Origin of the sequence: Undibacterium sp. Rencai35W, from assembly GCF_049340185.1 — a bacterium.
GTDB lineage: Bacteria > Pseudomonadota > Gammaproteobacteria > Burkholderiales > Burkholderiaceae_D > Undibacterium.
This window is the reverse complement of the sequence record NZ_JBMPPC010000001.1, coordinates 183,311-197,755: the sequence shown is the minus strand read 5'-3', so window position 1 is coordinate 197,755 and position 14,445 is coordinate 183,311. Positions and strand designations below refer to the sequence as shown.

At 47.7% G+C, this 14,445-nt stretch carries 11 protein-coding genes and 1 tRNA gene; 1 reads left to right on the top strand and 11 read right to left on the bottom strand.

Annotated elements, in window-relative coordinates; translation table 11 throughout:
* Positions 1-11 precede the first annotated feature (11 nt).
* From kdpB to ACO0K3_RS00785, 10 genes are all read right to left on the bottom strand, one after another.
* Positions 12-2,162 (bottom strand): potassium-transporting ATPase subunit KdpB, encoded by a 2,151-nt coding sequence (gene kdpB, locus ACO0K3_RS00830; RefSeq protein WP_422981033.1) that lies wholly within the window; start codon positions 2,160-2,162, stop codon positions 12-14.
* 20 nt (positions 2,163-2,182) lie between these two features.
* The gene (gene kdpA, locus ACO0K3_RS00825) at positions 2,183-4,000 is read right to left on the bottom strand and encodes a potassium-transporting ATPase subunit KdpA (RefSeq protein ID WP_422981031.1); all 1,818 of its coding nucleotides are present in this window, start codon (positions 3,998-4,000) and stop codon (positions 2,183-2,185) included.
* Positions 4,000-4,089 (bottom strand): K(+)-transporting ATPase subunit F, encoded by a 90-nt coding sequence (gene kdpF / locus ACO0K3_RS00820; RefSeq protein WP_422981029.1) that lies wholly within the window; start codon positions 4,087-4,089, stop codon positions 4,000-4,002. The genes kdpA and kdpF overlap by 1 nt, the downstream gene beginning before the upstream one ends.
* Before the next feature lie 361 nt (positions 4,090-4,450).
* Entirely contained in the window at positions 4,451-4,966 is a 516-nt protein-coding gene (locus tag ACO0K3_RS00815) for a GNAT family N-acetyltransferase (protein WP_422981027.1), read from the bottom strand.
* A gap of 132 nt (positions 4,967-5,098) precedes the next feature.
* Positions 5,099-5,192 (bottom strand) — tRNA-Ser (locus ACO0K3_RS00810).
* A gap of 100 nt (positions 5,193-5,292) precedes the next feature.
* Positions 5,293-6,543, bottom strand: coding sequence for an aspartate kinase (locus ACO0K3_RS00805; protein ID WP_422961091.1), 1,251 nt, complete (start codon positions 6,541-6,543; stop codon positions 5,293-5,295).
* Positions 6,544-7,167: 624 nt separating this feature from the next.
* Positions 7,168-7,734 carry a DUF1415 domain-containing protein gene (locus tag ACO0K3_RS00800; RefSeq protein ID WP_422981025.1) on the bottom strand — a complete coding sequence of 189 codons (567 nt, stop codon included), beginning with the start codon at positions 7,732-7,734 and terminating at the stop codon, positions 7,168-7,170.
* Positions 7,735-8,077: 343 nt separating this feature from the next.
* A complete protein-coding gene (gene aqpZ / locus ACO0K3_RS00795) occupies positions 8,078-8,767 on the bottom strand; it encodes an aquaporin Z (RefSeq protein ID WP_422961093.1) in 690 nt (229 codons plus the stop codon).
* 294 nt (positions 8,768-9,061) lie between these two features.
* The gene (aceB, locus tag ACO0K3_RS00790) at positions 9,062-10,648 is read right to left on the bottom strand and encodes a malate synthase A (RefSeq protein WP_422981023.1); all 1,587 of its coding nucleotides are present in this window, start codon (positions 10,646-10,648) and stop codon (positions 9,062-9,064) included.
* A gap of 47 nt (positions 10,649-10,695) precedes the next feature.
* Positions 10,696-11,373 carry a haloacid dehalogenase type II gene (locus tag ACO0K3_RS00785; RefSeq protein WP_422961095.1) on the bottom strand — a complete coding sequence of 226 codons (678 nt, stop codon included), beginning with the start codon at positions 11,371-11,373 and terminating at the stop codon, positions 10,696-10,698.
* 233 nt (positions 11,374-11,606) lie between these two features.
* Here ACO0K3_RS00785 and ACO0K3_RS00780 point away from each other — a divergent pair, with 233 nt between their 5' ends.
* Positions 11,607-12,512 (top strand): LysR family transcriptional regulator, encoded by a 906-nt coding sequence (locus ACO0K3_RS00780; RefSeq protein WP_422981021.1) that lies wholly within the window; start codon positions 11,607-11,609, stop codon positions 12,510-12,512.
* Positions 12,513-12,596: 84 nt separating this feature from the next.
* Here the strand turns inward: ACO0K3_RS00780 and ACO0K3_RS00775 are convergent, their stop codons facing one another.
* Positions 12,597-14,354: a methyl-accepting chemotaxis protein gene (locus ACO0K3_RS00775; protein ID WP_422981019.1), complete on the bottom strand. Its 1,758-nt coding sequence runs from the start codon at positions 14,352-14,354 to the stop codon at positions 12,597-12,599.
* Between the last annotated feature and the right edge of the window lie 91 nt (positions 14,355-14,445).

The window sequence follows — 14,445 nt, the reverse complement described above, 5'->3', positions numbered from 1 at the left end:
TCAGTCCTTCATTACACTAAATTAAACAAAGCAAGAATCATATCGATCAGTTTGATACCTGCGAACGGCAACACAATACCGCCGAGACCGTAGATCAACAGATTACGACGTAACAGACGTGCTGCACCGATTGCACGATACTTCACACCTTTGAGTGCCAGCGGGATCAAGAACACAATGATCAGCGCATTAAAAATCACCGCAGACATAATCGCCGAGGCCGGGCTGGACAAATGCATCACGTCCAACGCTTTCAGCTGCGGATAGGTGGCGACAAAAGCGGCAGGGATAATCGCAAAATATTTCGCTACGTCGTTCGCAATCGAGAAGGTGGTTAAAGAACCGCGTGTCATCAGCATTTGTTTACCAATTTCTACGATCTCTAACAACTTGGTTGGATTAGAATCCAGATCCACCATATTGCCCGCTTCTTTCGCTGCTTGGGTACCTGAGTTCATCGCAACTGCAACGTCTGCTTGTGCCAACGCTGGCGCATCATTGGTACCGTCACCCGTCATTGCAACCAGACGGCCTTCTGACTGATAGCTGCGGATCAATTTCAGCTTATCTTCTGGCGTTGCTTCTGCCAAAAAGTCATCCACACCTGCCTCTGCGGCGATCGCAGCTGCAGTCAGCTTATTGTCACCGGTGATCATGATGGTTTTGATACCCATGCGGCGCAGCTCGGCGAAACGCTCCTTGATGCCACCTTTGACGATATCTTTTAACTCAATCGCACCCATGACTTTGCCATCGTCCACGACCACCAGTGGTGTACTACCGCGACGAGAAATATCGTCCACTGTTTTGCTGACTTCAGCTGGGAAAGGACGACCTAAGCTCTCAACAAACTTCTTCACTGAATCAGCCGCACCTTTACGGATGACACGCGTACCGATATCGACACCACTCATACGAGTTTGCGCAGTGAATTCGATAAATTGCGCATTCAGGCTGGCCATTTCTCGCTCACGTAAATTACATTTTTGCTTTGCCAATACAACGATACTGCGACCTTCTGGTGTTTCGTCAGCTAATGATGCGAGTTGGGCTGCATCACCCAATTGAGCAAGGATTACGCCTGGCGCAGGGAAAAACTCAGACGCTTGACGATTACCTAAAGTGATCGTACCTGTCTTATCCAACATCAAGACGTCAACGTCACCAGCCGCTTCAACTGCACGGCCTGATGTCGCGATGACATTGGCTTGCATCATGCGGCTCATACCAGCAACACCGATGGCGGATAACAAGCCACCGATCGTGGTCGGGATCAGACACACTAGCAAAGCGATCAAAACCGTAATAGAGATAGGGCTAGATGCAATACCTGCCAATTTCGCCGCTTCTACGCTGTACAAAGAGTATGGCAACAGAGTGACCGTCACGAGCAAGAAAATAATCGTCAGTGCGACCAACAAAATCGTCAATGCGATTTCGTTTGGTGTTTTTTGGCGTTTTGCGCCTTCTACCATGGCGATCATACGATCAATAAATGCTTCGCCAGGATTCGACGTAACACGCATCACCAACCAGTCTGACAACACGCGAGTACCACCGGTGACAGCAGAGAAATCGCCACCAGATTCACGGATCACCGGTGCGGATTCACCTGTAATTGCGCTTTCGTCTACGGTTGCTACGCCTTCGATCACTTCACCGTCGATAGGAATGACATCACCGACTTCTACCAACAAGACATCGCCTTTACGCAAATCGCTGGCATTGGCTGGCAACCAGCTTGTGCCGTGTTTTGGTACTGCCAGTTTCTTGGCAATCACTGTTTGCTTTAAAGCGCGTAAGGAGGCGGCTTGCGCCTTGCTGCGACCTTCCGCCAATGCTTCAGCAAAGTTTGCGAACAAAACCGTAAACCACAACCAAACTGACACCGCCAAAATGAAGCCGGCATTGGCCTCACCTTTACCAAATAAGGCTTGCAGCCATAACAGCGTAGTCAAGATGCTGCCGACATACACCACAAACATCACTGGGCTGCGCAATTGCGTCGCTGGGTTCAGCTTTTTAAATGCGTCGACAACTGCTGGCCACATCAGTGTGCTATCCATCATGCTGAGTGATTTTGCGCTACGCAGTTTGTCTGCGGAGGCATCACCTTGCTCAGCTATGGCTTTATTTGTATTTTGAGAATTAACGCTAGACATGAGTTTTTTCCTTAGTGAACTTAATGAGCCGCGAACAATTGCAGATGTTCGACAACCGGTCCAAGCGCCAATGCCGGAACATAATTCAATACGCTAATCAACACCACCGTACCAACCAGCAACGAGATAAACATCCAGCCATGGGTCGGCATGGTGCCTGCGTTCACTTCCAAACGTTTTTTAGACGCCAGAGAACCTGCGATCGCCAAGATAGGCACGATCATCGCAAAGCGACCAAACCACATCGCAATCGCCAACATGATGTTGTAGAAAGGCGTGTTGGCGGACAACCCCGCAAACGCACTACCGTTATTATTTGCGGCGGAGGTAAAGGCGTACAGCATCTCAGAGAAACCATGCGCACCGGGATTGGCAATACCTGCTTTGCCTGCATCTGCCATCACGGCAATTGCCGTACCGACCAACACCAATGCTGGTGTCACCAAGATCACAATCGCTGTCATTTTCATTTCATAAGACTGGATTTTTTTGCCCAGATATTCTGGTGTGCGTCCAATCATCAAACCAGCGATAAACACGGCCAGGATGGCGAAAATCAACATGCCGTACAAACCAGAACCAACACCGCCAAACACCACTTCACCAAACTGCATCAGGACGATAGGTACTAGACCACCGAGTGGCATTAAAGAATCATGCATCGCATTTACAGCACCACAAGATGCAGCGGTCGTAATCGCAGCGAACAAGGCAGAGGCACTGATACCGAAGCGGGTTTCTTTACCTTCCATATTGCCGCCAGATTGCAGCACACTCGTTACCTGATCAACATTCAAGGCTTGCATTAGCGGATGGATTTGCTGCTCTGCCACCAAGACACCGATCGTCATCACGACAAACAAAATCGTCATAGCACCGAGCACTGCCCAGCCTTGACGAATATCACCGACCATGCGACCAAACGCAAAGCACAATGCCGCAGGAATCAAGAAAATACTCAACATCTGTGCAAAGTTCGTCAGATAGTTTGGATTCTCATAAGGATGAGCCGAGTTAGCATTGAAGAAGCCGCCGCCGTTCGTACCAAGCATTTTGATTGATTCTTGCGATGCCACTGGACCCATCGCAATCGTTTGGGTTTTAGTCGTCAAGGTCTCCATCACTGGCGCACCTTGTGCATCTTGGGTATCTTTTATAGGCTGACCATCAGCACCAAGTTTAGGCTGGCTGTAAGTGACCGGATCAAGCAAAGTCGCCTCTTTGTAACCATCAAAGTTTTGGATCACGCCCTGCCCCATCAGGAACACAGCAAAGATCACAGACAATGGCAATAACAAGTACAAAGTCGTGCGAGTGATATCGACCCAGAAGTTACCAATCGCTTTAACTGAATGATGTGAAAAACCACGAATCAGCGCAAATACAACCGCAATACCGGTCGCTGCGGAGAAGAAGTTTTGTCCAACCAAAACCAGCATCTGAGTCAGATAACTCATGGCGGATTCGCCTGAATAACCTTGCCAGTTGGTGTTACTGACAAAGCTCACTGCTGTATTAAATGCAGAATCAGGACTGATGTTGGCAAAACCTTGTGGATTCAACGGCAGCCATTGCTGCACACGTTGCAGCAAGTACACCGCCAGCGCGCCCAGTGTGTTGAACACCAATAACGCAAACGCGTAGGTTTTCCAACCCATACCCTGCTCTGGATTAACACCAGCAGCGCGATATAACACTTTTTCCACGCCAGATAACCAGCCAAAACCGGGAACACGGCCATTACCGGCTAATTTGGCAATGAAGATCCCTAACGGATACGACAACACCAACAATATTGCTAAAAATGTCAGCAATAAGACAATCGCCTGAGTCGTCATCACAGTTCCTCTGCTTTCAACAATGCAATCACCAGATACACCAACAAGGCAGCAGCTACCACTGCCCCCAAAATCATGAACATACTCATTTCGTTTCTCCCAACACATGACAAACATGCGCAAACGCCAATACCAGCAAGAAGAATCCGATAATTCCTCCAACAAAAAACAGATCCATGAAATCCGCCATCACAACCCTCAGAAAGTTTGTTTTAACGAGAGAGAGGATAGCCAGAAGGGTCTAAAGATTTTGTAAAGACTGATGGATACGGTGTAAACAAGATGTAAAAAAGAGTGGGAACGAGTATCCCCAATACGATGAAAACGAGATGAAAATAAGATGCAAATAGCAGCCAGAGAAGTGACGGCGCTGACGGTCTAAGCTTATGCGACCTCAGACTATGGGAAGTGGTGAATGTAGCGCAGTGAATGTAATGCAGAAAACGTGAATCAGTATTGAGGGTGATCTGAGGACCTGATTTTTTTCTGCATATTCAGGCCGGTGACAACGTATCCGAGAGATTCATAAAGAGCTTGTGCGCCGCGATTAAAGGCAAAGACATGCAGACCAATAGTAGACAAGCCAAGTGTTTCGACAAAGGACTCCAGTGCGACAAATGCCCGCTTCGCATGTCCTTGTCGCCTGTAAGCCGGATCAATTTCGATATTGTAGATATAGGCGCTACGCACACCGCCCTTATCGATCACAGCCACCCACAAAGTACCTACCGTGATATTGCGGCTGCGATCGTTGCTATCACGATCGTCGTCTCGAATTTCAAAAAAATAGTGGTCCGGAGTCGACTGACCTTGCGGCAACAGGCGACGATGTTCAAGCTCGGATTGCGCCATCGCCTCCTCAGGAGCACTACGACCGGATTCCACATTCTGCGCTGCATAACCACCAATAGCCTGCGCGAGGTAGCGTGAAAAGAAATCGGCGGTCATGGCGACAAGAGTAGTCATTATTTTATGCAGGTAAGAAGTAAGACCCAGAGTGTATCGCCAATCAAAGGAGAGCCCATCACGATTCGAGCATGATCGAATCCTGAAAAGAAAAATGCCCGCTTAACTCTCGTTAAGCGGGCACATATTCTTTGGCGGAGGCGGTGAGATTCGAACTCACGATACAGGTTTAAGCCCATATGCTTCCTTAGCAGGGAAGTGCCTTCGGCCACTCGGCCACGCCTCCACATGTTTGCGACCAATTACTCAATCACAATCAAGACCGAGATAATAGCTGCTTGTTTGGAATTGGTCAACAACCAAGCCAGAACAATCACTTAATTTTCTCAGGCAGATTCCAAACCGAATGCTTTATGCAAAGAACGTACTGCCAATTCCATGTATTTCTCATCGATCAGGACAGAGATCTTGATTTCGGAAGTCGAAATCATCTGGATATTGATGCCCTCTTCCGACAAGGTGCGGAACATTTGCGAGGCGATACCGACATGGCTACGCATACCCACACCCACCACAGAGACTTTGGAGACTTTTGGGTCACCGATGATGCTGCCTGCGCCGATGTGTGCTTTGACGCTGCCTTCCAGCACCTCCATAGCTTTCGTGTATTCACCGCGTGGTACGGTAAAGGTAAAGTCCGTCTTACCTTCGACTGATTGATTCTGGATAATCATATCAACTTCGATATTCGCATCAGCGATCGGACCGAGAATTTGATAAGCAATGCCTGGCTTGTCTGGTACGCCGAAAACGGTGATCTTTGCTTCATCACGGTTAAACGCGATGCCTGTGATGGTGGCTTGTTCCATATGTGTATCTTCCTCAAACGAAATCAGGGTGCCGGAATTCATTTCTTCTTCCAGCGGAATTAGTGGATCTGTCAACGAAGACAAAACACGCGTAGGCATGCGGTAGTTACCAGCAAATTCGACGGAACGGATCTGCAAGACTTTAGATCCCAGCGATGCCATTTCCAGCATTTCTTCAAACGTAACGGTGTTCAGGCGGCGGGCATCTGACACCACGCGCGGATCCGTCGTATATACACCGTCAACGTCGGTATAAATCAGGCATTCTTGCGCCTTCAGCGCAGCAGCAACAGCGACCGCCGACGTATCAGAGCCACCACGACCCAGCGTCGTAATATTGCCCAGATCATCGACCCCTTGAAAGCCTGTAATGATCACGATCTTGCCCGCATCCAGATCAGCGCGAACTTTTGTGTCGTCAATCGATGCGATCCGGGCTTTGGTATGAGCTGAATCGGTTTTGATCGCAACCTGCCAGCCAGCATAAGATACTGCCTGCTTGCCGATAGCCTGCAATGCCATCGAGAGCAAACCAACGGATACCTGCTCGCCAGTGGAGGCAATCATGTCAAGTTCGCGAGGATCAGGCTGCGCCATAATTTCTTTGGCCAGACCGATGATGCGATTAGTTTCGCCAGACATCGCAGACGGCACCACAACGATCTGGTGACCTGCATCATGCCATTTGGCAACGCGCTTGGCGACGTTCTTGATACGTTCAGTTGAACCCATCGAAGTGCCGCCGTATTTGTGGACGATTAGAGCCATAGCTGTAGAAAACCTAAAGGGTAAAAAATGCGGAAAATCAACCCTTTACTCTACATGCTGCTACGCAAAATAACAAGTCAACACTGCCTATTTTTTAAGCAGTCATTGGATGAAAAATTCTGCCATTGCGAAATCACTGACAAAAATCTGAACAGTTTGATCATGAAATTGTCAGCTTAATAGCATCACTGGCAAATTAAGCGCAAACCACCACCTCACTCTTAATCAAGAAAATTCCTGAAATAAGGGGAGTATGTTCATATGCATCCTAAAATCCGCACATATATAAGGTGTTTTACAGAAAAATATCAGATACACCCACTCAGTATATAAAAATACAGGACTCTCAAAATTAAGTACGGACGTGTTTAAAACAAAAGCAAATGAAAGTGAGTAAATTACTTATTTGCATAAGGATATAAAAAAATGATTGCAAGTTTCCTTCATTTTTTATCAATGCCGCAAAAAAATCTACGCGCCTTTTCATCTGCCTATAAGTGACTGCAGCACTTACCCAAAACTGCCTCAGTTAGCGAAACTAAATGACATACCATCTTCTCATTGCAATCAGCCGCACTGGCATCAGCAATTTTTTCTGACGCCATTTTGTATCCGCTCTAGTTTTTATGTTTTACGCGTCGACGGAAATAATTTTCGCCATCCGTCCAGACCCAGGTCACGCATGGTTTGTATGTTTTTTTCGTAAATCATGTCAGCATCGGGAAAGGCCGCGACCGCCCTGTCGATACTCTCTTCACGGATCAGATGCAGGCAGGGATAAGGGGAGCGATTGGTGAAATTATCGATATCGTCAGGCTCGGTTCCTGCGAATTGATAATCCGGGTGAAAGCTGGCTATCTGCAAGATGCCATCAAGATCCAGCTCTTGTAATGCGGCATCAGCAACATCAAGAAAATCGTTATAGTCCAGAAAGTCCGTCAATACATAGGGATGGATCAAAATACTGGTTTCGATTTTCTCCGGATTAGCTTCCGCTAACAGCTCTAATTCTTTGACGACATCTTGCAACAGCGCGTCAGGCGTTTTTGCCTCACTGAAAGCAAACCGGATCTGTTGCTTGACCTGAACAGCTTTAGCGAACGGACACAAGTTCAGCCCGATCACCGCTTTTTCCAGCCAGAGTTCGGTAGCGGCAATTGCGTCGTTTGCAGTAATGAGAGTAGCGGGCATAAAGTAATTAGGCAATGAGAGGACTTACGCGACGTTATATTACCTAGATGCTCCGACGACGGCTGTACAAAGACCGTACAAATAGAGCAAATAACACAGAGCGGCGGTAATTCAGTTGGCGCGCGCGTAAATCCCGAATAAAAGAAGACGCAAGAATAGCATGCAATTATTTGCTACCGCAGTGCGGCAAAAATAAATCCTCAGCTATTCTTACGTCCTCACACATCGCCCAACGCTCATTACCTCAACCCCGTCGTAATGGCGTTGAGGTAGCATTGAAATAGCATGGCAGCAACATGAATATCGCCTCAGAGACGATTATCCAGTCGTGGCTACACCCAGTTTATTTACCATCGCCAGCAATCATTTTATAAGTGAATGCACCGATCACCGCACCGGCAATCGGTGCAACCCAAAACAGCCATAATTGCTGCACGGCCCAGCCACCAACATACAGAGCGACGCCTGTACTACGAGCGGGATTGACCGATGTATTCGTGACCGGAATACTGATCAGATGAATCAGGGTCAGCCCCAGACCAATCGCAATCGGCGCGAAGCCCTTCGGTGCCCGTGCGTCGGTAGAGCCAAGAATAATCACGAGGAAAAACATCGTCATCACCGCCTCAGTAAGCCATGCCGCCTGCAAAGAATAACCGCCTGGGGAATGCTCAGCAAAACCATTCGAAGCGAAACCTGCTGCCACATCAAAACCAGGTTTGCCACTCGCGATCAAGAACAACACACCGCCCGCCACAATGCCACCCAAGACTTGTGCCACGATATAGGGCAACAATTTATTTGCAGGAAAACGCCCGCCAACCCATAAACCGATGGATACCGCAGGGTTCAGATGGCACCCGGAAATATGCCCTATTGCATACGCCATGGTCAGCACGGTCAAACCGAATGCGAGAGAAACGCCATGCAATCCTATCCCTACTCCGGGAAAAGCCGCCGCCAGTACTGCACTGCCGCAGCCGCCCAGGACCAGCCAAAAAGTTCCAAAAAATTCAGCGCCGTATTGTTTCATTTGCTCACTCACTTTCCTATAAAAAAGGATTTGTTCATTTTTACGATACGGTCGTATCGATGCGCATTAATATAACAAATAACTATTGCCATATTGTTAAACTATGTGAGTATCGCAATTGACATTCATATATTTAAACATCTTTATAAAATTCCCTCGTCCAGAAACCCATCCCGATTCAGACCACGGCATATCCATACGTAAAAAAAGCGATCCGCAGATCGCTTTTTTATCAAGGTGATGCCTGTATGATTGATTGACTGATTGACTGTCAGGCACGACGTCGATGATGAATTAGATTTCTTCGTATAAAGGCAAAGTCAGGAATTCAGCAAAGGAATCCGAAGTCGACATCTCTTCGAAAATCACCGCAGCACGATCATATGTCGCTCCGGTACCGACCAGTTCTTTTACCTTGGCCAGTTCCTGAGGAATCATGGAGCGCACTAAATCCGCGGTGATTTTAGTTCCGTCCTCCAGCAAACCTTTGCTGGAACGTATCCACTGCCAGACCTGTGAGCGGCTGATTTCAGCAGTCGCAGCGTCTTCCATCAAATTGTGAATCGGTACGCAACCGTTACCCGCTAACCAAGCACCCAGATAATGAATGCCGACGTTGATGTTGTAACGCAGGCCAGCTTCAGTGATCGGTGTTTCTGGCTGGAAGTTCAGTAAATCTTTTGCCGTCACGTCGATATCAGGGCGTTGTTTGCTGATTTGATTCGGCGCATCACCCAACACTTTTTTGAATTCTGTCATTGCCAGCTCGACCAGACCGGGATGAGCAACCCAGCCGCCATCGTAACCGTCGGTGGCGTCACGGGCTTTATCATTGCGTACGCCACCCATGGCGATATCATTTTTCTCTGGATCGTTTTTAATCGGAATCAAGGCGGCCATACCGCCGATTGCCGGCGCATTACGCTTGTGGCAGGTTTTCAACAACAGCAAGGCATACGAACGCATGAACGGTGCTGTCATCGTCACTTTGGCGCGGTCAGCCAGACAGAAGTCTTTGTCGTTCTTGAATTTTTTGATGCAAGAAAAAATATAATCCCAGCGACCAGCATTCAAGCCCGAGCTATGCTCACGCAATTCATAAAGAATCTCATCCATTTCAAAAGCCGCGACTATGGTTTCGATCAGCACCGTTGCTTTGACAGTACCTTGTGGCAAACCAATTTCATTTTGTGCCATAACGAAAATGTCATTCCACAGACGTGCTTCCAGATGGGACTCCATCTTTGGCAAATAGAAATAAGGACCGGCACCGCGTGCCAGTTGTTCTTTGGCGTTATGGAATAAGAACAGGGCGAAATCGAAAATACCTCCGGAGATACGCTTACCGTCAACCAATACATGTTTCTCATCGAGATGCCAGCCACGCGGACGCACGACCAGAGTGGCGATGGTATCGTTCAGCTTATAGCTTTTACCGTTTTGCTCCAGGCTGATTGTACGGCGAACTGCATCGCGCATATTCAATTGGCCTGTTAATTGGTTATCCCAGTTTGGTGTGTTGGAATCTTCGAAGTCAGTCATGTAGCTATCAGCGCCCGAATTCAGTGCGTTGATTACCATCTTGCGCTCTACCGGACCTGTGATCTCGACGCGGCGACATTCCAGTGCTTTTGGAATTGGCGCGATTTTCCAATCACCTTCGCGTATGTGTTTCGTCTCTGGCAAAAAGTCTGGCAACTCGCCTGCGTCCAGACGTGCTGCACGAGCCACGCGCGCCGCCAGCAACTCCTGACGACGAGGCTCAAAAGCGCGACTTAACTTTGCGACTAATGCGAGTGCTTCCGGAGTGAGAATTTGTTCAAAGCCTGGCTTAATTTCACCAGTAATTTGCATGCCTGCAGGCAAAGTGATGTGTGTCATGAGATTCTCCGCTATGAAAATAAAAAATATAAAACCTACTATTAAAACTAATCCTGTGCACTTAGAAACGAGAGGACATCAGTGAGCGATTTGCCCTCACCGTTGGGCGCCACACCTAATTCCTCCAATGGCGCATCATTCCGGTTCACCCAAAAAGTGGTGTAACCAAACCAGGTGGCGCAACACGCATCCCAACAATTACTCGACACAAATAAAATATTCTTGGCGGGTAGGCCGAACATATCTGGCGCCATCTGATAAACCTCGGGAGCCGTCTTGAATTTTTTTACTACATCAACCGATAACAGGTGATGAAAAAGACCTTGCATATCAGCGGCATCCACCGCAGATTGCAACATATGCTGGTTGCCGTTCGAGAGTATTGCCAGCTTCAATCCCTGATCACGCAATAGCTTCAGCACAGAGAGATTTTCCGGAAACGCCTGCAAGCGCGCATATTGTCCCATCAAGGCATTTTGTGCATCCAGACTCAATGGCAATCCCAGCGAGTTACAAGAATAAATCAGTGCATCCTGAGTGACTTCCCAAAACGGTTTGTACATGCTGCACATGGTGCGTAAGCGTGTATATTCAATTTGCTTATCACGCCATAACGCAGCAAGCGCAATGCCATTACCCGGGAAAAATTTTTCTCCCAGTTCACTTATCGAGTACACATCAAACAGCGTACCGTAAGCATCAAAAGCAATTGCCTGAATGGACATGAACGAAACAATCAAAATGTGAGGATTTTTTTAGAAAATTAAAAATTCCGCTGCCGATAAAAGAAACATCAATCTAGTAATACGCAGTATATTCAGTAAAAATTATTATAAATACGACGTTTTATCACTTTATCTTTGCGTTTTAGTTAAAGATGAATCACATATCTGACTAAAATCATCTATATTTGTCAAATGTAGCGCTGTTTTTCTTGTTTTTTACTCACGACAACGACATGGACCAATTCAAACAAATTTCTACTTTTGCCGAGGTTGCTGCCAGGGGGAGCCTGTCTGCTGCGGCTCGCGCTGAAGGCGTTGCCCCCGCCATGATAGGCCGTCGTCTAGATGCGCTGGAAGAACGCTTAAGCGTGAAATTATTGCAAAGAACCACGCGCAAAATTGCGCTCACCAACGAAGGTGCCGCGTTTCTCGAAGACTGCCAGCGTATTCTCGCCGAACTGGAAGAAGCGGAAACCTCGGTATCGGAACGCAGCGCACGCGCCAGCGGTCAGTTAACCATCTCGGCACCGGCTGGCTTTGGCCGGCAACACGTAGCACCACTGGTACCATCGTTTTTAAGCGAGCATAGGGATGTCAAACTCACGCTCAGCTTAAACGACCGCGTCGTAGACCTAATAGGCGAAGGCGTCGATGTCGCTATTCGTATTGCTTCGCTGACGGACTCCAATCTGATTGGGGTCAAACTGGCGGATAACAAGCGCGTAGTTGTTGCCTCTCCTGCTTATATCAAACGTCATGGCACCCCAGTTACGCTGGATGAATTAAGCAATCATAATTGCCTGGCATTTAGCAGTGATGGCAGTCAGCGCGGCTGGACTTTTCGCCAGAATGGTAAAAATGTTGTCCTCAAAGTCGAAGGTAATATGGTCTGCAATGACGGCGAGGTCTTACATGACTGGGCAATCGCAGGCAAAGGCCTGGCGTGGCGATCCATGTGGGAAGTCGGTACAGAAATCGAATCGGGTAAACTGGTGACGGTGCTTGATGACTTTACGGCGCCAGGTAACGATATTTATGCAATTTTTGCACAGCGCCGTCACCTGCCGCTGAGAATACGTGCCTTCGTTGATTTTTTACGTCACGCCTACAGCAAACCCAACTACTGGCATAAATCCTGATCTGCAGAAAATCGTGAGCATATTCGTGAGCATATAAAAAAAGCGATGGATTAATTCATCGCTTTTTTCTCCAGCTGAGATAAATCAGAACTCTTCCCAGTCATCTTCCGATGCGCCGCCCGTGGCTTTTTTTGCTGAGGCAGCTGAGGCCGCTGAAGATGACGTTGACGCAGGTTTATTAGTAATAGATTTAACCGCTGGTTTAGCTACAGTTCTCTTGATCGTCTTGCTGGCTGGCTTAGGAGATGAAATCGCGTGCATCGCTGGCGCGTTATGTCCGGCATGGGAACTCGTGTCACTGGCCGTCACTTTAAAGATACTTACCGCCTGATTCAACTGACGTGCCTGATCCTGCATGCTACCGGCAGCGGCAGCGGCCTGCTCTACTAATGCCGCATTTTGCTGGGTCGCCTCATCCATTTTGGTAATCGCTTGATTAACCTGCGAAATACCATCGCTTTGCTCGGCGCTTGCAGCGGTAATTTCAGCCATGATGTCCGCCACACTTTGAATCGAGGTAACGATTTCGTCCATCGTTTTACCGGCATCATCGACCAAGCGTGTACCAACCTCAACCTTATCAACAGAATCACCGATCAGAGTTTTGATTTCTTTTGCAGCGCTGGCAGAACGTTGTGCGAGATTACGTACTTCCGATGCAACAACTGCAAAACCACGACCCTGCTCACCTGCACGTGCCGCCTCTACTGCAGCATTCAGTGCCAGAATATTTGTCTGGAACGCGATGCCATCAATGACGGCAATAATATCGACAATTTTTTTAGAGCTTTCTTTAATCGACGACATTGTATGAACAACATCGCCAACCACTTGCCCTCCCCTTGTTGCGACTTCAGACGCAGCAACCGCCAGCGTATTGGCTTGACGTGCATTATCGGCATTTTGCTGCACTGTCGATGTTAACTCTTCCATCGACGACGCTGTCTCTTCCAGACTGGCAGCTTGCTGTTCCGTCCGGGAGGACAGATCCATGTTGCCCGTTGCAATTTCGTCCGAAGATAAGGCGATTGACGAGCTGCCCTGGCGTACTACAGTGACCGTCTGCACCAGACTTTGGCGCATGTTTTCCAGACCTAATAACAACTGCCCCATTTCATCGTTAGACTTAGGTCTGATCTGATTTGTCAGGTCGCCATTGCCGATAGATTCAAATTGATGCAGCACCGCTTTCAGCGGATTTGAAATCGCACGTAATAAGAAAAAGGCTGAAGCAAATACCGCGGACAAACCAGCGATTACACCAAAGAGATCAACCCATACGAATGTTTTGAATTCATCGTTGCTTTGATTTAAGGCAAGAGATGCCGATTTGAACTGGTAGTCACTTAACTCACCCATTTTGTCTGAGTAAGATGAAAACAGCGGTGGCACTACCGACATATTAATTTTATCTGCTTCGTCTTTATTCCCGCTTTTTATAGCAGTAACCATGAGGTTATGCGCATCTTTGATATATTTATCACGGGCGACGGCAACTGCATCTGATATTTTTTTCTCATCTCCATCCTGAGGTAGCGCCAGATATTTTTTCCATAACTCATCAGATTTTGTTAAAAAGTCCTCCGATCTCTTGATTGTTTCCGCCGCGTCGGGTGCATCAGGATGAGCAATGACTCTGTCAATTGCCGTTCTGGAGCGGAGAAGAAGCACTCTGGACTGCCCCAAACTTTCTACAGATGGTAATTGGTTGGTAAATATTTCCTGAACTACAGCATTACTGTTGCGGACACCATAAACTCCCATTAATCCGCCGATCGCCAGCATTACTGCCATGAATCCCATGGTGCCTATCAATCGCAATTTAATCGTCAAATTGAACATATTGTGTCCCTCGTTATTAGTATTAAATGAGCTATAGAGGAGAATACCTAAAGCGCAGCGTGAAATACTGATTTAAGACAATAATTAACAA

Excerpts from the sequence above, each read along its gene's own strand:
- ACO0K3_RS00780 (WP_422981021.1), top strand. The coding sequence starts at position 11,607 with ATGGACCAATTCAAACAAATTTCTACTTTTGCCGAGGTTGCTGCCAGG.
- ACO0K3_RS00785 (WP_422961095.1), bottom strand. The coding sequence starts at position 11,373 with ATGTCCATTCAGGCAATTGCTTTTGATGCTTACGGTACGCTGTTTGAT.
- kdpB (WP_422981033.1), bottom strand. The coding sequence starts at position 2,162 with ATGTCTAGCGTTAATTCTCAAAATACAAATAAAGCCATAGCTGAGCAA.
- kdpF (WP_422981029.1), bottom strand. The coding sequence starts at position 4,089 with ATGAGTATGTTCATGATTTTGGGGGCAGTGGTAGCTGCTGCCTTGTTG.
- ACO0K3_RS00805 (WP_422961091.1), bottom strand. The coding sequence starts at position 6,543 with ATGGCTCTAATCGTCCACAAATACGGCGGCACTTCGATGGGTTCAACT.
- aceB (WP_422981023.1), bottom strand. The coding sequence starts at position 10,648 with ATGACACACATCACTTTGCCTGCAGGCATGCAAATTACTGGTGAAATT.
- aqpZ (WP_422961093.1), bottom strand. The coding sequence starts at position 8,767 with ATGAAACAATACGGCGCTGAATTTTTTGGAACTTTTTGGCTGGTCCTG.
- ACO0K3_RS00800 (WP_422981025.1), bottom strand. The coding sequence starts at position 7,734 with ATGCCCGCTACTCTCATTACTGCAAACGACGCAATTGCCGCTACCGAA.
- ACO0K3_RS00815 (WP_422981027.1), bottom strand. The coding sequence starts at position 4,966 with ATGACTACTCTTGTCGCCATGACCGCCGATTTCTTTTCACGCTACCTC.
- ACO0K3_RS00775 (WP_422981019.1), bottom strand. The coding sequence starts at position 14,354 with ATGTTCAATTTGACGATTAAATTGCGATTGATAGGCACCATGGGATTC.
- kdpA (WP_422981031.1), bottom strand. The coding sequence starts at position 4,000 with ATGACGACTCAGGCGATTGTCTTATTGCTGACATTTTTAGCAATATTG.